Annotated in this window: 16 protein-coding genes; 9 read left to right on the top strand and 7 right to left on the bottom strand. The window is 71.2% G+C overall.

The genetic code is table 11. The features are described from left to right. Positions 1 to 264: 264 nt before the first annotated feature. Positions 265 to 849, bottom strand: a complete 585-nt coding sequence (locus LXN57_RS18520; RefSeq protein WP_251799422.1) for a TetR/AcrR family transcriptional regulator — start codon at positions 847 to 849, stop codon at positions 265 to 267. A 72-nt stretch (positions 850 to 921) separates the two neighbouring features. Here LXN57_RS18520 and LXN57_RS18515 point away from each other — a divergent pair, with 72 nt between their 5' ends. Continuing rightward, the gene (locus tag LXN57_RS18515) at positions 922 to 2,370 is read left to right on the top strand and encodes a DHA2 family efflux MFS transporter permease subunit (protein WP_251799421.1); all 1,449 of its coding nucleotides are present in this window, start codon (positions 922 to 924) and stop codon (positions 2,368 to 2,370) included. A gap of 1,484 nt (positions 2,371 to 3,854) precedes the next feature. After that, entirely contained in the window at positions 3,855 to 4,388 is a 534-nt protein-coding gene (locus tag LXN57_RS18510; RefSeq protein WP_251799420.1) for a hypothetical protein, read from the top strand. Between the two features lie 558 nt (positions 4,389 to 4,946). On the opposite strand, the gene LXN57_RS18505 is transcribed toward LXN57_RS18510, so the two are convergent. Further along, positions 4,947 to 5,768, bottom strand: a complete 822-nt coding sequence (locus LXN57_RS18505; protein WP_251799419.1) for a helix-turn-helix transcriptional regulator — start codon at positions 5,766 to 5,768, stop codon at positions 4,947 to 4,949. Between the two features lie 88 nt (positions 5,769 to 5,856). Between LXN57_RS18505 and LXN57_RS18500 the strand changes: the two genes are divergently transcribed. The 4 genes from LXN57_RS18500 (at position 5,857) to LXN57_RS18485 (ending at position 10,844) form a co-directional block, all read left to right on the top strand. Then, entirely contained in the window at positions 5,857 to 6,822 is a 966-nt protein-coding gene (locus tag LXN57_RS18500) for an SDR family oxidoreductase (protein WP_251799418.1), read from the top strand. 90 nt (positions 6,823 to 6,912) lie between these two features. Further along, positions 6,913 to 7,230, top strand: coding sequence for a hypothetical protein (locus LXN57_RS18495; protein WP_251799417.1), 318 nt, complete (start codon positions 6,913 to 6,915; stop codon positions 7,228 to 7,230). After that, positions 7,227 to 9,416: a bifunctional polysaccharide deacetylase/glycosyltransferase family 2 protein gene (locus LXN57_RS18490; protein ID WP_251799416.1), complete on the top strand. Its 2,190-nt coding sequence runs from the start codon at positions 7,227 to 7,229 to the stop codon at positions 9,414 to 9,416. The genes LXN57_RS18495 and LXN57_RS18490 overlap by 4 nt, the downstream gene beginning before the upstream one ends. A 57-nt stretch (positions 9,417 to 9,473) precedes the next feature. Beyond that, entirely contained in the window at positions 9,474 to 10,844 is a 1,371-nt protein-coding gene (locus LXN57_RS18485; RefSeq protein WP_251799415.1) for a serine/threonine-protein kinase, read from the top strand. On the opposite strand, the gene LXN57_RS18480 is transcribed toward LXN57_RS18485, so the two are convergent. The 4 genes from LXN57_RS18480 to LXN57_RS18465 all read right to left on the bottom strand — a co-directional run bounded on the left by LXN57_RS18480 (position 10,822) and on the right by LXN57_RS18465 (position 15,798). Next, positions 10,822 to 11,544 (bottom strand): hypothetical protein, encoded by a 723-nt coding sequence (locus LXN57_RS18480; protein WP_251799414.1) that lies wholly within the window; start codon positions 11,542 to 11,544, stop codon positions 10,822 to 10,824. The two genes, LXN57_RS18485 and LXN57_RS18480, sit on opposite strands and share 23 nt — an antisense overlap. A 145-nt stretch (positions 11,545 to 11,689) precedes the next feature. Continuing rightward, positions 11,690 to 13,513, bottom strand: coding sequence for a LamG domain-containing protein (locus tag LXN57_RS18475; protein WP_251799413.1), 1,824 nt, complete (start codon positions 13,511 to 13,513; stop codon positions 11,690 to 11,692). Positions 13,514 to 13,723: 210 nt separating this feature from the next. Further along, positions 13,724 to 14,317, bottom strand: a complete 594-nt coding sequence (locus LXN57_RS18470) for a TetR family transcriptional regulator (RefSeq protein WP_251799412.1) — start codon at positions 14,315 to 14,317, stop codon at positions 13,724 to 13,726. Further along, the gene (locus tag LXN57_RS18465; protein WP_251799411.1) at positions 14,314 to 15,798 is read right to left on the bottom strand and encodes a DHA2 family efflux MFS transporter permease subunit; all 1,485 of its coding nucleotides are present in this window, start codon (positions 15,796 to 15,798) and stop codon (positions 14,314 to 14,316) included. The genes LXN57_RS18470 and LXN57_RS18465 overlap by 4 nt, the downstream gene beginning before the upstream one ends. 50 nt (positions 15,799 to 15,848) lie before the next feature. Here LXN57_RS18465 and LXN57_RS18460 point away from each other — a divergent pair, with 50 nt between their 5' ends. The 3 genes from LXN57_RS18460 to LXN57_RS18450 all read left to right on the top strand — a co-directional run bounded on the left by LXN57_RS18460 (position 15,849) and on the right by LXN57_RS18450 (position 17,766). After that, on the top strand, positions 15,849 to 16,709 hold the full coding sequence (locus tag LXN57_RS18460) for an amidohydrolase family protein (protein ID WP_438872889.1): 861 nt from the start codon (positions 15,849 to 15,851) through the stop codon (positions 16,707 to 16,709). Positions 16,710 to 16,784: 75 nt separating this feature from the next. Then, on the top strand, positions 16,785 to 16,940 hold the full coding sequence (locus LXN57_RS18455) for a hypothetical protein (RefSeq protein ID WP_251799409.1): 156 nt from the start codon (positions 16,785 to 16,787) through the stop codon (positions 16,938 to 16,940). Between the two features lie 31 nt (positions 16,941 to 16,971). Next, positions 16,972 to 17,766: a PfkB family carbohydrate kinase gene (locus LXN57_RS18450; RefSeq protein WP_251799408.1), complete on the top strand. Its 795-nt coding sequence runs from the start codon at positions 16,972 to 16,974 to the stop codon at positions 17,764 to 17,766. On the opposite strand, the gene htpG is transcribed toward LXN57_RS18450, so the two are convergent. After that, on the bottom strand, positions 17,763 to 19,592 hold the full coding sequence (htpG, locus tag LXN57_RS18445) for a molecular chaperone HtpG (protein WP_251799407.1): 1,830 nt from the start codon (positions 19,590 to 19,592) through the stop codon (positions 17,763 to 17,765). The two genes, LXN57_RS18450 and htpG, sit on opposite strands and share 4 nt — an antisense overlap. Positions 19,593 to 19,596: the final 4 nt, after the last annotated feature.

The following is a 19,596-nucleotide window of genomic DNA, read 5'->3' as shown; positions in this document are numbered from 1 at the left end:
CAGCCAGCCGCCCTGGCGACTCGTCACAACGTCTCACAACGTCCGACCCGCCGCCGGCCGCATGCCGACCCGCCGCAACGCCCGACCCGCCGCCGCCCGCCACATCGCACATCCGGCAGCCAGCCCGCTCTGCCGACCCACCACAACACCCGACCCGCAGCCGCCCGCCACATCGCACAACCGGCAGCCAGCCCGCTCTGCCGACCCGCCACAACATCCGGCCCGCAACCGCGAGCGCCCAGCGGCGCTCGGCGCGAGATCGGGCTAGACCTTCTTGTCGTGGCCCTTGAACGCGACCTTTTCGTCGAGGCCCTCGAACGCGCCGAGCAGGTCGACGGACCACGGCTGCGGGGGCACCGCGCCGGGGCCGAGCACGCGCATCGCGCCGAGACAGGTGAGCAGCATGCCGTGCGCGAAGAAGTCCCGGGCCTCGATGGCGGTGGCGCCGGTCAGTTCGCGTACGACCTCGTAGAGCCCGCCGAAGCAGGCGCGCACCGGGTCGCCGATGGCCGGGTCGCCGGCGGCGGCGAAGCCGTGCAGCAGCATGGTGACCAGTTCGGGCTGCTGGAGCAGTTCGCCGTAGGCGTCGCCCAGGCCGGCCAGGGTGGGGTCGCGCTCGGCCGCCTCGCGCCACTTGGCCTCGATGCGGTCGCCGGCGTGCTGCACCGCGGCGAGGAAGAGCTCCTGCTTCGTCCGGAAAAGTCGGATCACGTACGGCTGAGAGACACCCGCCAGCCGGGCCACCTGATCGGTCGTGGTGCCGGCATAGCCGTTCTGGCTGAAGGCAGTGACGGCCGCGGCGATCAGTTGCTCCTGGCGTTCCTCGGCGGTGAGGCGGGTTCGGGTCACGGTTGACAGGTTATCAGTCGATAACTAACGTGGCGAGCGAAGTTATCAGTGAATAACAACTAGGGGGACCTGATGACCGCCGTACAAGAGGCGCCCGCCGCGGCGCCCCGGCGCCGCACCCGCCCGCTGGGCTGGGTCCTGGCCGCCGTCGGCATCCCGACCTTCATGGTCACGCTGGACAACCTGGTCGTGAGCACGGCGCTGCCGGTGATCCGCACCGACCTGGGCGCCTCGCTGACCGACCTCCAGTGGTTCGTGAACGCGTACACCCTGCCGTTCGCCGCCTTCCTGCTCACCGCGGCCGCACTGGGCGACCGCATCGGCCGCCGCCGGATGTTCGTGGCCGGGTTGATCGTCTTCACGCTGGCCTCCGCCGCAGCGGCCCTGGCCACCGAGTCCTGGCAGCTCACCGCGGCCCGGGCCGTCCAGGGCCTGGGCGGCGCCGCGGTAGCTCCCCTGGCCCTGACCCTGCTGGCCGAGGCCGTGCCCGACCGCTTGCGAACGGCCGCCGTAGGCATCTGGGGCGGCATCAGCGGCCTGGGCGTAGCGGTAGGCCCGGTCGTAGGCGGCGCGGTGGTCGAGGGCCTCGACTGGCACTGGATCTTCTGGCTGAACGTGCCCATCGGCGTGCTCGCGGTCGTGCTGGCCCTGACGGTGCTCGACGAGTCCCGCGGCGGCGCCCGCCGCCTGGACCCGCTGGGCCTGGTGCTCTCGGCCGCAGGCATGCTGCTGGTCATCTGGGGCGTGGTGGACGGCCCCGAACGCGGTTGGACCTCCGCCCGCGTCCTGACCATGCTGATCGCCGGCGGCGCCATGCTGGCAGCATTCCTCGCCTGGCAGGCAAGGAATCCCGCCCCCATGCTGCCGCTGCGCCTGTTCCGCTCCCGCGCCTTCAGCCTGGTCAACGCGGTAACCCTGACGTTCTCGGCAGGCGCGTTCGGCTCAGTCTTCCTGCTGGCCCAGTTCTTCCAGGTGGTACAGGGCCTCAGCCCGCTGGACGCCGGCCTGCGCACACTCCCCTGGACAGCCGCCCCGATGATCGTCGCCCCCCTCGCCGGCCTGTTCGGCGACCGCATCGGCCAGCGCGCCCTGATCTTCACAGGCCAGCTCTTCCTGGCCGCAGGCATCCTCTGGATAGGCCTGGCCACCGGCCCCGACGTGACGTACGGCAGCCTGGTCTTCGCCTTCGCCCTGGCCGGCATCGGCATGGGCCTGACGTTCGCCCCGATCAGCACGGTAGCCCTGGCCAGCGTCAAGGACACCGATCGAGGCGTAGCCTCCGGCGTCAACAACACGATCCGCGAAGCCGGCGTAGCCGCCGGAGTAGCCGTACTGGCCTCAATCTTCAGCTCCTACGGCGGCTACAGCACCCACCAGTCCTTCGTAGACGGCCTCCGCCCCGCCGTCATAGTCGGCGCCCTGATCGTCGCCGCCGGCGCAGTGGTAGCTCTATGGCTCCCCCGCCGCGAAACAAGTCAGCTCCCAGCAGCCCAGGCCGAGGCCGTCCACTCCACCTCCTGAGAACGAGTCGAAAGAGTCCCCCGCGAGTTTCCGCCGGAGGTCCCCGCCCCGCCCCGCCCCGCCCCGCCCCGCCCACAGCAACTACCTGATCAAGTGATCCGCCAGGCCAACGACCAGCGGATACTCAAGCCTCGAACCCCGTGGCCCGAAGCAAGTTGGCCGACCTGGCGTCACTGAGGACCGCCCTCCTTATTGGTGGGGCGGTCCTATCACATCTCGCCGAACCACGACTGCCGGCACAACACCCGCGTTCCGAAGCACGGACGACCAGACAGATCCCCGGTCGCCGGTCGCGTGGCCGAGCAGCGTGGCCGCCCAGCGTGGCTGGGCAGCGTGGCTGGGCAGCGTGGCTGGGCGAACCCCCGCTTCGAGACTGCCGACCACCAAGCGGCAATGACCGGACGGACGCCCACGCCCACGCCCCACACCGCCGCCGGATGCCGCCGGCCGCCGAGCAGCTGTGATCGGGCAATCCACGAAGCCCACCGTCGCACCCGCGCCCAATACCGGACCGGATGCCCTCGCTCGCACGGCGGCGACAGCCAGGCACAACTCCAAGCCCCAAACCCGCAGCCGCATGCCGCCAGCAGTCCACCAACGATGACCGGACACACCACGAGGCCCCCCGTCGCACCCCATGCCGGACGCCGGGCCGGATGCCACCGCTCGCACGGCGGCGACAGCCAGCCGAACCGCAAAGCCCGCCGACTCGCGCGCCCCGGGCCGGACGCGTAGCACGCGAGATGACTGCGACCAGCCGAACCGCAACGCCGCCTTCTCGACCCCTGGGGGCGGGATGCTGCCGTTCGTGCGGGTGACAGTGGCAGGACAGGTCGCCGGCGTGCCGAAACTCGGGGTGGCAAGTGCAGTCTGGCCGGAGCTCGGTGTGGCCAGCCCGGGCTCGGTGCAGCCAGCCGGCGCTGGGAGCATGCCGGGGTCGGCGAGCTGCTGGCCCGGGGGCGTGGCGGGCATCGCCGGTTTCGGACGCCATGCCGGTGACAGCGTCAGCGCAGTCGATCGGTGCGGAGGGCGCGGCGACCGGCCCGACGAAAGGGAGCGGCACAGACGAGACAACGACCGGTTCCACTTGCGCCACAGAGGAAGCAGCTACTGGCTCGGCTGGCCGCGGCGTTGGTGCTGGCGCTGACGTGGGTTGGTGAGCCGCGGGGCTGGTCGAGGACTCGGGCCAGTCGCTCCGCTCCGACGCGGCGGCGGCGGCGCGGCGCAGACGGCTCAGCTTGGCGGCGTGCCTTTGTTGAAGGCCCCAGGCGCGGTGCCGCTCGTGTTCGCGGCGAAACTCCTCACCTGCGGGCGAGTAGTTTCGGCGCCGGGTCCGGTCACGCATTTTTGCCAACTCTGCCGAATTGAACAACTGTAGCTGCCGCATGCCTATATTGTCCCGCGTCGGCTATCGAGATGGGTGCCAGCGGGGCCTATTGATCATGCCAAAGTTGGACTATTAGTCAGCCACTCGACTAACATTTTTGATCGTCGCCGACGAAGCGGCTGGCTACGATTTTGTCACTTATCCGTTCTCTCGAGGGCGGCCACCTGCGCGCAGAAGATCAGCAAGCCAAGCTGCCTGCCTGCCTGCCTGCCTGCTGGCCGCCAAGCTGCTTGGCCGCCGGGCTGGCTGGCCACCGGACGGCTGGCTGGCCACCGGGCTGGCTGGACGGCTGGCTGGCTGGACGGCTGGCTGGACGGCTGGCTGGCTGGACGGCTGGCTGGACGGCTGGCTGGACGGCTGGCTGGCTGGACGGCTGGCTGGACGGCTGGCTGGACGGCTGGCTGGACGGCTGGCTGGACGGCTGGCTGGCTGGACGGCTGGCTGGCTGGCCACCGGGCTGGACGACTGGCTGGCAGGACGGCTGGACGGCTGGACGGCTGGGATAGCTGGCTTCGTGCCTGCCCACCTGCCCATTCAGATCATGCAGCGGCAGGGGTGGCCACGACGGTCTCAATCCGGGCGCATTGGGTCTCGGCGCTCTCGCCTGCCCGCCTGCCCTCTCAACATGTGAGCGTATCGACCGGTGATGGTTTATTAGTAACGCATGGCGAGCGAGAAGCCGAAGGGTGCATCAAAATTGAACACGGACAGGCACATTCTGCTAACCGGTCAATAATCACCGGACGCACGGCCACGCAAGATGCGCATCCACCGAAGCGCGCCGATCGAAAGAGCGAAAGTAGAAGCACCACGGCGTGTTTGTCGTTAACCATCGCAACCACGATGCCTCGCCGCTTGCCGGTGGCTCGAACCACCGACGCACGGTCATCGGCCGCACCCACCCCGACCACGACGACACACCGCCTGGCGATCAGCCCCACCACCCACACACCGTCACCCGGCCGCACCCACCCCCACCACAACGACACACCACCTGGCGATCAGCCCCACCACCCACACACCGTCACCCGGCCGCACCCACCCCCACCACAACGACACACCGCCTGGCCAGCACCCCAACCACCCACACACCGCCGACGACTACCGCACCAGCGCCGACCCGCCCGGCCAAGACCTATCCGAACCCGGCATCAGCCCTCATCGCAGGATCATGACGCGCAGAACCAGATCACCGAGGCACAGTCGCCGAGCCGAGCACCGCCGACTTCTCAGCATCGACCGTCCCGGCCTCAGGGTGATAGACGACCAACATCACCCCGTCGGTGTCGCTGACGTGCAGCTTCTCCCGGTGCAGGGTCAGTTTGCCGACGGAGGGGTGGTCGAAGGACACAGCAGCACCGCCTCGATGGCGTACGTCGTGGCGGGCCCACAAACGACGAAAGAGGGGGCTGGCCACCGAAAGCTCCCCGACCAGCTCCACCAGGCGCGGATCGTCGGTGTCGGCGCCGGCTGACTCGCGCAGGTGGGCCACCATCGTGGCCGCGGCCGCCTGCCAGTCGGGGATCAGGGCCTGTTCGCCCTCGTCGAGCAGCACGTCGCGCAGCCGGTTGGCACCGGTCACGATGCGGGGTGAAAGGGCCGTGGCGAGGGGGTTGGCTGCCAGGACGTCCATGAAGCGGCCCTCGACGAAGGCGGGCCACGGCAGCTGCGCGACCAGGGCGGCCGTGCTCGGTGGCACGACCTCGCGGCGGCGCGGGGGGCGGGGACGGCGAGGACGTTCCGCGCCCAGGCTCAGCAGGTGGGCGCGGGCGTCGTCGTCGAGGCGGAGGACGCGGGCCAGCGATTCGAGCACCTGCACCGACGGGTGGCGGCCGCGGCCGCGTTCCAGGCGCAGGTAGTAGTCGGCGCTGATCCCGGCCAGCATCGCGACCTCCTCGCGGCGCAGGCCGGGCACTCGGCGCACACCCACCGCGGGCAGGCCGGCATCGTCGGGGGTCACCAGCGCGCGCCGGGCTCGCAGGAATGCCCCCAGCTGCCACTGTTCGGTCATCTGACCAACGGTAGGCCGGTGCCGGGCCGCGTGCGGGGGTCTACCGGACCCCTGCCTGTCCGCGGGCGGCCGGGCAACCATGGTCGGCATGACCACTGTTCTCGTCACCGGCGGGTCCGGCTTCATCGCCGGGCACTGCATTCTCCAGCTCCTCGACCAGGGGTACGACGTCCGCACGACGGTGCGCTCGCTGAGCCGCACACCCGACTTCGCGGGGGTCGGCTTCGCCGAGGCCGACCTGCTCGGCGACGACGGCTGGGCCGAGGCCGTCCGGGGCTGCGACCACGTGCTGCATGTGGCCTCGCCGGTCGCGCCGGGCCGGGTCGAGAACGAGGACGACCTGATCGTCCCGGCCCGTGAGGGCACGCTGCGCGTCCTGCGGGCCGCCCGTGACGCCGGGGTGGGGCGGGTCGTGCTGACCTCCGCCTTCCACGCCGTCGGGTGGGGGCACCCGCACGACGACCACGTCTTCACCGAGCGGGACTGGACCGTGCTCGACGGGCCCGGCACCGACGCCTACGGCCGCAGCAAGACCCTGGCCGAGCGGGCCGCGTGGGACTTCGTGGCGGCCGAGGGCGGCTCGACCGAGCTGGTCACGATCCTGCCCGTGGCCGTGATGGGGCCGGTGCTCGGCGCCCAGATCTCCGGCGCGAACCAGATCGTGCGGCGGATGCTCGACGGGCAGATGCCGGCCCTGCTCGATCTGTGGTTCCCGATCGTCGACGTCCGGGACGTGGCGAGCGCCCACGTCGCCGCCCTGACCGCCGACGGCGCGGCCGGGCAGCGTTTCCTGGTGTCCGACGGCCCGGCCATCCCGATGGAGCGGATCGGCGCCATCCTGCGGGAGCACCTCGGCGACGCCGCGAAGCGGGTGCCGACCGGCGTCCTGCCCGACGATCAGGCGCCGGCGGCGGTCCGGCCCGATCTCGGTTACGCCCGGCGAATGTCCAGCGAGAAGGCGCGCCGGGTGCTGCGCTGGACGCCGCGCCCGGCCCAGGAGGCCGTCATCGCCGCCGGTCGCAGCCTGATCGAGCGCGGCCTGGTCACCGTCTGACGAAGCCGCCGGGCGGGAGCAGGCGGCCCGAACAGGAGGGCGAGCGCCGGCGGAAGTGCGCATCCTCCGTACGTCTTCTACCGCCGATGTGTGGCGGAGGAGCCGAACATCGGTCGAGCGCCCGTCGGCCGCCGGTCCCGGGGACGGGCCCGGGTCGGGCGCGCTGTCGGGAAGGCCCCGCTGCCCGAGCACGCCCGGACGGAGGCGTTCGAGGTGGGCGGGCCGGCAGCACCGCCCGTGTTCGTGGATCCCTCCGGAGGCCGGCGGCGGTGGGTGCGCCGCACGGCGTACGCGATCGGGGTCCTGCTGGTTCTGGCCCTGCTCACCATCTGGGTGACTCAACTGCTCGAGCCGGCCCGGCCTCCGGCCCCCGCGCCGTGCCCGAGCGCCGCGAGCTGCCCGCGGTGACGGTCGACCGGTCCGCCCCGCCGCCGCACGACCCGGCGGAGTCGACGTCTCTGCTGCCGCCGCTGCGACGCCGGCGGCGGATCCGGCGGCGGCGGGTGTTCGCGGGCGCGCTCGGGCTCACGGTGCTGTTGCTGCTGGCGACCGTGGTGCTGGTCGAGGTCTACACGGATGCCGGCTTCAGCCCGGACGGGACGACCCCGGCCGGGACGGCCGACACCGAGGTGCCCCGAGCGGTCCGCGAGGGTGGGCCGGTGATCGACCTGACCGGCGGGGGCGAGGTGCGGACGTACGGGATGCCCGCCAAGACGATCGCGCTGACCTTCGACGACGGGCCCGATCCGCGGTGGACGCCCAAGATCCTCGACGTGCTGGCCCGGCACCACGCGCCGGCCACCTTCTTCGTCGTCGGCTCGCAGGTGGCGCGGCACCCGGACCTGACCGCGCGAATCGCCCGCGAGGGCCACGAGCTGGGCGGTCACACCTTCACCCACCCCGATCTGGCCGGGCTGTCCGAGTGGCGGCGCGAGTTGGAGAACTCGCAGACCCAGCTGGCGATCGCCCACGCCACCGGCCGGGCGACCCGGCTGATGCGCCCGCCCTACTCGTCGTTCGCGGACGCGCTGACCGACAAGGACTGGCAGACCGTGCGGGCGGTCGGCGGGCAGGGCTACCTGACCGTGCTCGACACGATGGACAGCGAGGACTGGAAGCGGCCCGGGGCCGACGCCATCGTCCGTAACCTGACGCCCGAGGGCGATACCGGGCAGATCGTGCTGCTGCACGACGCCGGCGGCGACCGCTCGCAGACCGTCGCCGCCCTCGACCGGCTCATCCCCCAGCTGCAGAAGCGCGGCTACCGGTTCAGCACGGTGAGCGCGGCGATCGGGGGCCGGATCAACCCGCCCGCCGCCGGCGACGCGGTCTGGCGCGGACGGGCGCTGGTGCGGACCGTGCGGGTGGCCGACGCCGTGCTGGCCGCGCTGTGGATCCTGCTGATCACGGCGGGCGCGTTGATCGTGATCAGCACGCTGATCCTGTTCGCCTTCGCGTGGCGGCACTCGCGGCACCGCCGGGGACCGGACTGGTCGTGGGGGTTGCCGGTGACCTCGCCGGTCACCGTCGTCGTGCCCGCGTACAACGAGGAGAAGACAATCGGGCCCGCGGTGCGCTCGCTCGCCGTCTCGGCCCATCCCGGCGTCGAGGTGCTGGTGGTCGACGACGGCTCGACCGACGGCACGGCCGACGCCGTACGGGATCTGCGGCTCGGCAACGTCCGGGTCGTGCGCATCCCCAACGGCGGCAAGGCCGGCGCGCTCAACGCCGGGGTCGCCCTGTCCCTGCACGACCTGGTGGTCATGGTGGACGCCGACACCGTGGTCGAGCCGGACGCGATCCACCGGCTGGTGCAGCCGATCGCCGACCCGCGGGTGGGGGCGGTCGCGGGCAACGTCAAGGTAGGCAACCGGCGCGGGCTGATCGGCCGGTGGCAGCACATCGAGTACGTGATCGGGTTCAACCTGGACCGGCGGCTGTACGACACGTTCGGCTGCATCCCGACGATCCCCGGGGCGCTCGGGGCGTTCCGCCGCGAGGCGCTGACCGGATCGGGCGGCTTGAGCACGGACACGCTGGCCGAGGACACCGACCTGACGTTCGCGATCCACCGGGCCGGGTGGCGGGTGGTCTACGAGGAGTCGGCGCGGGCCTACACCGAGGCGCCGGCCACCGTCCGGCAGTTGTGGCGCCAGCGGTACCGGTGGAGCTACAGCACGATGCAGTCGATGTGGAAGCACCGCCGGGCGGTTCTCGACCGGGGCGCCTCGGGCCGGTTCGGCCGCCGCGGCCTGCTCTTCATCGCGTTGTTCAGCGTGCTGCTGCCGCTGCTGGCGCCGCTGGTCGACCTGATGGCGATCTACGGCCTCCTTTTCCTCGACCGCGAGGTCACCGTGATCGGCTGGCTGGCCATGCTGGTCGTGCAGGTGCTGACCGCGGTGCTGGCGTTCCGCCTCGACCACGAGGCGCTGCGGCCGCTGTGGAGCCTGCCGTTGCAGCAGATCGTCTACCGCCAGGTGATGTATGTTGTGCTGCTGCATTCGGCGCTGTCCGCGCTCACCGGGCGCCGCCTCGAGTGGCAGACGATCCACCGCACGGGCGATCTCAGCTCCGCGCCCGTTCCCGGACGTTGACCGTGATCGTTGGACTGCCGCGTATGTTCTGATCGGCGAATGGGCAGAGGAGGTGGCATGCCATCCCCAGGAGAGTTGATCGGTGACCGCTACCGGCTGGACGACCGGATCGCGGCCGGCGGCATGGGCGAGGTCTGGCGGGCCACCGACACGGTGCTCGGCCGCGACGTCGCGGTGAAGACGCTGCACGCCGACCGGGCGGGTGATCCGGGCTTCCAGGAGAGGTTCCGGCACGAGGCCCGGTCGATGGCGGCGCTGCACCACCCGGGGGTGGCCGACGTCTACGACTTCGGCGAGACCGCGGACGGCACCGACGCGTACATCGTGATGGCGCGGATCGACGGCCAGCCGCTGACCGAGCGGATCGCCGAGCGGGGCCGGCTCACCGCGGCCGAGACGATGTCCGTGGTCGCGCAGGCGGCCCGCGCGCTCGAGGCCGCGCACGAGGCCGGCATCGTGCACCGCGACGTGAAGCCGAGCAATCTGATCATCAAGGACGACGGCGCCGTGGTGCTGGTCGACTTCGGGGTGGCCCGCTCGGCCGGCTCGTCGACGCTGACCGGCGCCCGCGAGGTCGTGGGCACGGCGATGTACATCGCGCCCGAGCAGGTCTCGAAGGAGACGACCGGGCCGCCGGCCGACATCTACGCGCTGGGCGTGGTCGCGTTCCACTGCCTGGCCGGGCACCCGCCGTTCACCGGCGACAACCCGATCGCCATCGCGATGCAGCACCTCAGCGAGCCGCCGCCCGACCTGCCCGAGGACGTGCCACCGGCCGTACGGGCCGTGGTCGTGCGAGCCATGGCCAAGAACCCGGCCGACCGCTTCCCCACCGCGGCGGCGATGGCCGAGGCGGCCGACCGGGCCGTCTCGGGCGGGGACACGACCGCGATCCTGGCTGCTCCCCGCTACGGCGCGGTACCGACCCCGACGACGCTGGCCGAACCGCTCGGCCCGGCCGGGCCGGGCGGGCCGCGCCGCAAACTGGTCGTGCTGGCCGGCGCGGGGGCGCTGGTGCTGGCCGGGACGATCGCGGCCATCGCCTTCGCGCTCGCCGACCAGGACAACAAGGCCCCCGGCCCGACCACACCCTCCGGTTCGGTGCAGGGCTCGGTCGGCTCGGGCGACAAGCCGGCCACCACGACCGGGACGAAGCCGCAGAACCGCCCGACCACCCCGGCGCCGTCCCGGACAAGCACCCAGCCGGCGCCGCCGCCGGATACGCCGACCCCGACGGTGACGGAGACCGCGAGCGTTCCCGATCCGGGCGAGTCGGAACCCGACGATCCGGAAACCACGCCCGAGGACCCGGAGACCTCGACCACGCCGCCGGGCGACGGCAACGAGGGCCCGGGCGGCGGGAACGAAGACCCCGGTGGCGGCGAGGACACCGAGGCCGGAAAGGTCAGGAAGAGCGGCTCGCCATGACCTGGTCGCTGAGGTCGGCGACCTGCTGCGAGAGCTGCTCGACGGCGTCGCGCAGCTTGGGCAGGTAGTCGTTGGCGATCGCCCCGGCGCGGATGTTGGCCGTCACCAGCGCGCCGTCGGCCCGCTGCGACGCGCTGCCGGTCGCCTTGCCGACGTTGAACGCCCAGATGTCGTCGACCTGGGCCTTGACCTGCTTGGCGATCTCCGCGGAAATCCACTTCTTGTCGTCTGCGGTGAGTGCCACGGGAACGTCCTCCAGATGCCAGGAAGCCGTCGAGGCTTCGTGGGCCGATGTGTACGAGGAAGAGAAGTGCGCATGGTGGTCGTGCGGGTTGGAGCCGGTGTAGTTCTGCTGCCGCCAGCCGTTGCTCGCCGACCAGATGCGCCGGTTGTAGATGATGTAGCGCAGCCGCTTCTCCGCGCCCGAGCGGCACCGGGTCAGCAGGAACTGCACGACGTTCTCCATCGACAGCCCCGGCACGCGCAGGTTGACGTCGACGTCGATGGCGTGCACCTCGTTGACCCGGTCGGCGTCGCGGATCGGGACGTTGCCGGTCTCGTCGGGGTTGTGATCCGACTGGCTGTCCTGATGCGCCGCGTCGCCGACCGAACCGTCACTGGCCTTGTCACGGCTGGGCGCGATCGCGTTGAACTCGGAGCGCAGCTTCACCAGGCAGGGAACCAAGATCCAGCTGGCCATTCGTCAGCTCCTCACGCTGAGTAGACAACGGCGGGCAAGGCTATCAGTACCCGTACGCCGGGGTCATCACTCCGCTCAGGGACAGATTGTCCCTTGTGGGATAGTCAACTCTCCACAGTGATCATGACGTTCAGTGACCATTGCGTCAGCCGATGTGGATCCAGACGTCGTCCAGAGCGCCGTGGAACTGATCGTTGTTCGCGCCCACACCCTTGCCACCCAGGCTGAACGGCTGCTCGGAGTCGATCGACAGGGCCGCCGGCACGGCCGCCGTCGCCTGCACCTGATCGTCGACGGCGATGGCCAGCGTCGGTCCGGTGCGGCGGCATTCGACGGTGTGCCATTCGTCGTCCGCGATGGAGGTACGGCTCCGGACGATGGACGAACCCTCACCCGTACGGCCGGTCAGGACGCAGCTGGGCTTGCCGGAGACGCCGTCCACCTGAAGCTTGTACTGACCACCGGCCGCGGCGTAGCCCTTCTGCAGGATGTTCTGCCCGTCCTGGCCCGTAGCGCCGGCCGGCGGGGAGGCCAGGCGCACGCTCGCGCCGTAGCGCAGCGGCTGGGCCTGTGGGTTGAGGTCGTCCGTGGCCTCGGCCTGCAGCACCAGACGGGGGCACGACGCCCCGGAGCAACGGGGCGGGAAGGTGATCGCCTGACCCGAGCCGTGCGGCTCCATCGCGACCTTGCCGCCGTTGCGGGTCACCGCGCGCAGCAGGTGCCCGTGGCCCGAGCCGTCGTCGAAGGTGCCGTCGGCGATCGTCGAGTCGAAGTTGTACGAGGCCACCGGTCCGCCGGCCGGCGCCGACTCCGCACGCGGGGTCACGCCGGCGAACGCCACGTACCGCTTGCGCGAGGTCGCGCCGACCGTGGTGAAGTCGCCGACCGCGCTGATCGAGCCGAGGGCCGGGCTGGTCGCGATCTGGCGGGTGCCGGCCACGCCGTTGGCCTGCGGCGCCCACGGCAGCAGGTTGCCCTGCGCGTCGATCGCGGCCAGCTTGCCGCGCGGCACCGAGCCGTCGGTGCAGACGCCCTTGACGCCGTTGTTGGTGGTCGTGCACGCCTTGTCGAAATGCCCGCCGACGTAGACCGTGCCGCCGAGCGTCGCTATGGCCTGCGCGTCACCGTCGAAAACCCGCGTCCATCGGGTGGCGCCGTTCGGGCCGTACGCCACCGCGCGCCCGCCCTGACCGCCGAGCGCCGCATAGACGCCCGCCGGGTCGGCGGCCAGCGCGAACACCTGAGAGACCGGCTTGGCGGTGAACGTGGTGTCGAGCGCCCCGGTGACCGGGTCCACGGCCGACAGGCGAAGCGTCGAGCCGACGTTGTTCGTGCGGTGGAACCGGCCGCCGATGTACACCCGCCGGGCCGTGACGGCCATCGCGTTGACCATGTCGTCGGTCGTCGGCGCCCAGGCGTCCAGGGCGCCGGTGGACAGGGTGAACGCGGCCAGATTGGCGCGCGGCGCCCCGTCGACGGCGGTGATCCGGCCGCCGACGTACAGGCGCCCGTTGCCGGTGGCGAGCGCGTTGGGCTGGCCGAGCACCGTGTGCCGCATGGCGGTCAGCTGGCCGGTGGTCGCGCCGAGGCCGGCGACGGCGTCGCGGGCGGTGCCGTTGACGGTGTCGAAGTCCCCGGCCGCGTAGACCACGTCCCCCGCCACGGCGAGCGCGCGCACGTTGGCGTCGGCGCTCGGCTTCCAGTCCAGGAGGGCGCCCGTGCGGGCGTCGAGCGCGGCCAGCCGCGTACGGGGAAAGCTCTTGGAGCCGACGACGGCGCTGGTGAAGTTGCCGCCGACGTAGACGGTCGAACCGCGGTAGGCCACCGCGTACACCGGGCCGTTGAACGATGGCGAGGTCACCGGCTCTCCGGTGACCACCTCGGCGATCGCGGCGCCACCGATGGCGATCACGACGGCCCCCAGGGCGACGGTCAGGCTACGGCGGACGGCTTTTCGGATGTAAGGCACATTGCTCGTTAACTACGTTTCCATCCCGAAGATGCGCTCCCGATCAGGTGGCAAAAGCGACCGAACGGACGACGTTCCCCACGGTGTCAGACGAAGACGCTCAACACCGTCACGCAGGCGAAGCCGACCACCGAGACGATCGTCTCCAGCACCGACCAGGTCTTGATGGTCTGACCCGTTCAATCGCCATGATCGAAAATGCCGGCTGATTCAGGGCTCGAGGGGCGCCAGGTGCTCGCGGACGCTGATCAGGGCCCGCTTGACCCGGTCGAAGTCGTCGGGCTGAAAGCCGGCCGTGTGCGACGGATAGAGGAACGCCAGCAAGACGCCGACCAGCGCGCCGGTCAGGGCCCGGGCGCCCGCGTCGTCGGCCGGCACACCGAGGCGCTCGGCGATCACGCCGGCCAGCATGTCGACGGCGTCGAGGGTCTGTTGCTGCTGGCGGGCCTTCAGCTCGGGCACGGTGCGGAACAGTTCCTGGCGGCGGCGCTCGCTGACCCACTCGTCCTCGGTGAAGCGGTCGAAGACCTCCCGCATGCCGAGCAGCACCGCCTCGACGACCGGGGTCTCGGCGGGCTGGTCGCGGATCGCGGCGAGGATCTGCGGGTCGTAGTCGTCGGTGAGGACGACGTCCTCCTTGGTCGGGAAGTACCGGAAGAACGTGCTCGGCGAGACCTCGGACGCCTCCGCGATCTGCTCCACCGTGGTCGCGGCGTAGCCGTGCTCGGTGAACAGGCGCATCGCGGCGTCGCGGATGGCCGCCCGCGTCTTCGCCTTCTTCCGCTCCCGCAGCCCTGAGGTCATAGCAGTGATTCTGCCAGCACCTCCGGCTGCGGCTCGGCGGCGCGCTTCGGCATGACGGTCAGCGCGAGCACCACCCCGGCCAGCGCGAGCGCCCCGGCCACCAGCAGAGACCTCTCCATCCCGTACGCGAAAGCCTCCCGCACCGAGGCCAGGAGCCCCGCATCGCCGGTTTGCCGCGCGACCGCCACACCCGAGGTGACACTGTCGGCGGCCACCGCGGGCACGCGTTCCCGGTACGCCGAGTTCAGCACCGTCCCCAGCACGGCCACCCCGATCGCCCCGCCGACCTGGCGCATCGCCTGCAGCAACGCGTTCCCGACGCCGCTGCCGGCCGGCGGCAGCGCACCCAGCGCCGCGTCCAGCGCCGGCGGCATGGTCAGCCCGAGCCCGACCCCGGTGATCGTGATCCAGACGGCGACGTAGCCGTAGCCGGTGCTCGCCGTGGTCTGCGCGCCGAGCAGCGACGCGACCGCGATCAGGCCGAGCCCGCCCGCGATGACCAGCCGCGCCCCGAGCCGCCGGGCCAGCTTCTCGGCGAACCGCGCGCCCACGACGAGGCCGCCGATGACCGGCAGCAGCCGCAGCCCGGAGCCGAACGCGTCGTGGCCGCCGACCGCCGAGAACAGTTGCGGCAGCGAGAACAGCAGGCCGAGCATCGCGAAGCTGGCCACCGTGGCCAGCACAGCGCCGCCGGTGAAGGCCCGGTTGCGGAACAGCGCCAGGTCGACCAGCGGGTGGGCGGCGCGGCGCTGCCACAGCACGAAACCGGCGAGCAGCGCGATTCCGGCCGCGATGGTGATCAGCGACCGGGCGTCGGACCAGCCGCGCTCGCCAGCCTCGATGATGCCGTACGTGACCCCGGCCAGCCCGGCCGCGGAGAGCACGATTCCCGGCAGGTCGAGACGGGAGCGCGCGCCGTGCGACTCGGGCAGCCAGAGCGACAGCGCGAGCACGCCGGCCACCACGACCGGCACGTTGATCAGGAAGACCGAGCCCCACCAGAAGTTGTCGAGCAGCCAGCCGCCCAGCAGCGGGCCGAGCGGGATGCCGAGCGCGCTCGCGGTCACCCAGATCGACATGGCCCGGGTCCGCTCCCCCGCCGGGAAGAGCACGGTGAGCACGGCTCCGGAGAGCGGCATGATCACGGCTGCGCCCAGGCCGAGCACCGCGCGAGCGGCGATGAGCTGGCCCGACGTCTGGGCGTAGGCGCAGGCGACCGAGGCGGCGCCGAAGAGCACGAGGGCGCCGATCAGCATGCGCCGGCGGCCGAGCCGGTCGCCCAGCACTCCTGCGGGCAGCAGCGCCGCCGCCAGGACCAGCAGGTAGGCGGTGGTGAACCACTGGAGGTCGCCGGTGGTGGCGTCGAGATCGCGGGCGAGGGTGGGCAGCGCGACGCTGAGCACGGTGGTGTCGAGGCCGACCGCAAGCGTGCTCAGCGCCAGGGCGGCGAGCGCGTACCAACGCGAAGTGGAAGTCAACATTTTTTGATAGTAGCTGTCATTTACTAGTGACTGTCAACGCCTAGACTGGCGTGGTGATCGAACGCCTCGCGCTGCCCGGCCTCGCCGACGTGCACACGCACTTCCTGCCGCCGCGCATGCACCGCCGCGTCTGGGAGTACTTCGACCGGGCCGAACCGGTGATCGGGCAGCCGTGGCCGATCACCTATCGCGGCTCCGAGCAGGAGCGCCTCGACACGCTGCGCGGGCTCGGCGTCACGATGTTCAGCGCCCTGGCGTACGCCCATCGCCCGGTCATGGCGGCCGGCCTCAACGACTGGACCCTCGCCTTCGCCGAGCGCACGCCCGGCTGCCTGCCCAGTGCCACCTTCTTCCCCGAGGCGGGGGTGGAGGCGTACGCGCGCGAGGCTCTGGACCGTGGCGCCCGGATCTGGAAGCTGCACCTGCAGGTGGGCGGCTTCGACCCGCGCCTGGAGGAGCTGGACGCGGTATGGGGCCTGCTTGCCGAGGCCGGCGCCCCGGTCGTCGTGCACGCCGGTTCCGGGCCGGTGGCCGCCGGCTTCACCGGGCCCGGGCCGATCGGCGAGGTGCTGGCCCGCCATCCTTCGCTGAGCGTCATCGTCGCCCACGCGGGCGCGCCCGAGTACGAAGGCTTTCTCGAGCTGGCCGAGCGCTACGCCGGCGTCCGGCTCGACACGACGATGGCGTTCACGGACTTCTTCGAGCAGCTGGCGCCGTTCCCCCGCGCGCTGAGGCCGCGGCTACGGGATCTCGGCCTGGCCGGCAAGGTGCTGCTCGGCAGCGACTTCCCCAACATTCCGTATCCGTACGAACACCAACTGGAGTCACTGGCCCGGCTCGAGCTGGGCGACGACTGGTTACGAGCCGTCTGCTGGACAAATGCGCAGGTGCTCTTCGCGCCGCGCGGGTGAAAGTGCGCCGAACGCGTGCGCCGACGTGCCACGATCATGTAGGCAGACGCCCGCACCGGGAAGGGAGCCGGTCCCATGAAAAAAGCCGTCGGCTGGATCGTGCTCGTCCTGATCATCTTCTACATCGGCACCAACCCCGGCCCGGCGTCCGAGATCGCGCAGGGCATCGGCGACGGCATCGCCGAGGTGTTCCGCAACATCGGTGTCTTCCTGCGCGAATTGTCGGATTGAACAGCACACTGGCCCTCCGTTCGATCGCGCCATGATCCTCTGCGTCGGGCTGGCCACTGTCGACCTCGTCTACCGGGTCGACCGGATCCCCGGCGCCGACGAGAAGGCCCAGGCCACGGCGTTCGAGGTCGCGGCCGGCGGTCCGGCTGCCAACGCCGCGGTCACGGCGGCCGCGCTGGGCGCCCCGGTCACGCTGGTCACCGCGATCGGCTCGCATCCGCTGGGCGCGCTCATCCGCTCCGATCTGCGGAACCACGGCGTACGGGTGATCGACGCGGCCGTCGCCTCCGGGGCACCGCCGCCGGTGTCGAGCATCGTGGTCGCCGGCCACGAGCGCACGATCATCAGCCGCAACGCCGGTGAGCTGGAGTTCTCCGTGCCGCCGGAGGGCTTGCCGGACGCCGGGCTGACGCTGGTCGACGGGCATCACCCAGCGCTCGCCGTGGCCGCCGCGCGGGCTGCACACCGCCTGGTGGTCGACGCGGGAACGTGGCGGCCCGTGTTCGCCGACATCCTGCCGTACGCCGAAGTGGTCGCCTGCTCGGCCGCGTTCCGCCACCCCACCGGCGTCGTCGAGGCGCCGCACGTGGTCGTCACCCACGGACCCGCCCCCGTGACCTGGACCTCCGGCGGCGTCACGCGGTCGGTGCCCGTCCCGCCGGTCGACGCCGTCGAGACCTCGGGGGCCGGTGACGCGTTCCACGGCGCGCTCGCCTACTTCCTGGCGGGCGGCGCCACCATGGAGGAGACGCTGGCCGAAGCGATCCGGGTGGCCGGGGTGCGGGTGCGGCACCCCGGCGCCCGGGACTGGCTGGATCGTCTTTAGACCGTGCGGGCCAGACGGTCCGCGAGGAGCTTGGCGAAGCGGGCCGGATCTTCCAGGTCGCCGCCCTCGGCCAGCAGCGCCGTGCCGTACAGCAGCTCGGCCGTCTCGGGCAGCGCCGCGTCGTCGACCCGCTGCTCGTGCGCCGAGCGCAGCCCGCCGACCAGCGGGTGGTTCGGGTTCAGCTCGAGGATCCGCTTGACCCGCGGGCCCTCCTGACCCATCGCCCGGTACATCTTCTCGAGCGCCGGCGTGATGTCGTCGGTGTCGCTGACCAGGCAGGCGGCCGACGTGGTGAGCCGGTGCGAGAGGCGGACGTCCTTGACCTGCTCGGTCAGCTGCTCCTTGAGATAGGTGAGCAGCGGCGCGAAGTCGCCCTCGGGCTCCGGCTCCTCCTTGTCCTTGGGCAGGTCGACCGAGCCGCGCGCGATGGACTGGAACTTCTTGCCGTCGTAGTCGGGCACGGCCTCGACCCAGATCTCGTCGACCGGGTCGGTCAGGATCAGCACCTCGTACCCCTGGGCCTGGAACGCCTCCATGTGCGGCGAATTCTCCACCTGGGAACGGCTGTCGCCGGTCAGGTAGTAGATCTCGTCCTGGCCCTCCTTCATCCGCTCCAGGTAGGCGGTGAGCGTGGTCGGCTCGCTGCCCGCGGTGGAGGCGAACGTGGCGACGTCGAGGATCGCCTTCTGGTTGTCGGAGTCGTTGAGCAGGCCCTCCTTGACCGCCCGGCCGAACTCGCGCCAGAACGTCGCGTACTTCTCCGGGTTGTTGTTCAGCAGGTCCTTGATCGTCGACAGCACCTTCTTGACCAGCCGCCGGCGGATCATCTGGATGTGCCTGTCCTGCTGGAGGATCTCGCGCGAGATGTTCAGCGACAGATCGGCCGCGTCGACCACGCCCTTGACGAAGCGCAGGTAGTCGGGGATCAGCTCACGGCTGTCGTCCATGATGAAGACGCGCTTGACGTAGAGCTGCAGGCCGCGGCGGGCGTCGCGCTGGAACAGGTCGTGCGGGGCGCGGGACGGCAGGAACAGCAGGGCCTCGTACTCGAAGGTGCCCTCGGCCCGCATGTTGATGATCTCGAGCGGCTCGGACCAGTCGTGGCTGATGTGCCGGTAGAACTCGTGGTATTCCTCGTCGGACACCTCGGAGCGCGGGCGTGCCCACAGTGCCTTCATCGAGTTGAGCGTGTCGTCGCCCATCCGGATCGGGAACGAGATGAAGTCCGAGTACTTCTTGACGATCTCTCGGATCTTCGGGGTGTCCGTGTAGTCGTAGAGCGCGTCCTCCTCGTCCTTCGGCCGCAGGTGGACGGTGACGGTGGTGCCGACCGGCGCGTCGGGCTCGTCGTCGATCGTGAACGTGCCCTCGCCTGTCGACTCCCAGCGGGTGCCGTGCCCCTCGGTGCCGGCCTTGCGGGTCACCAGCTCGACCTTGTCGGCGACCATGAAGGTCGAGTAGAAACCGACGCCGAACTGGCCGATCAGCTCGGGGCTCTCCTTGGCTTCCTTCAGCTTGGTGAGCAGCTCGGCCGTGCCCGACTTGGCGATCGTGCCGATCAGCTCGACGACCTCCTCGCGGGTCATGCCGATGCCGTTGTCGCGCACGGTCAGCGTGCGGGCCTCGGCATCGGCCTCGAGCTCGATGTGCAGATCGGTGGCGTCCGCCTCCAGGCCGTCCTGCAGGGTCGCCAGCCGCAGCTTGTCCAGCGCGTCCGAGGCGTTCGAGATCAGCTCGCGCAGGAAGATGTCCTTGTTCGAATAGATCGAGTGGACCATCAACTGCAACAACTGCCTGGCCTCGGCTTGAAACTCCAACGTCTCCATGCGC

The organism is Paractinoplanes hotanensis, from assembly GCF_023717965.1.
Taxonomy (GTDB): domain Bacteria; phylum Actinomycetota; class Actinomycetes; order Mycobacteriales; family Micromonosporaceae; genus Actinoplanes; species Actinoplanes polyasparticus.
This window is presented reverse-complemented; position numbering and strand designations above follow the sequence as displayed.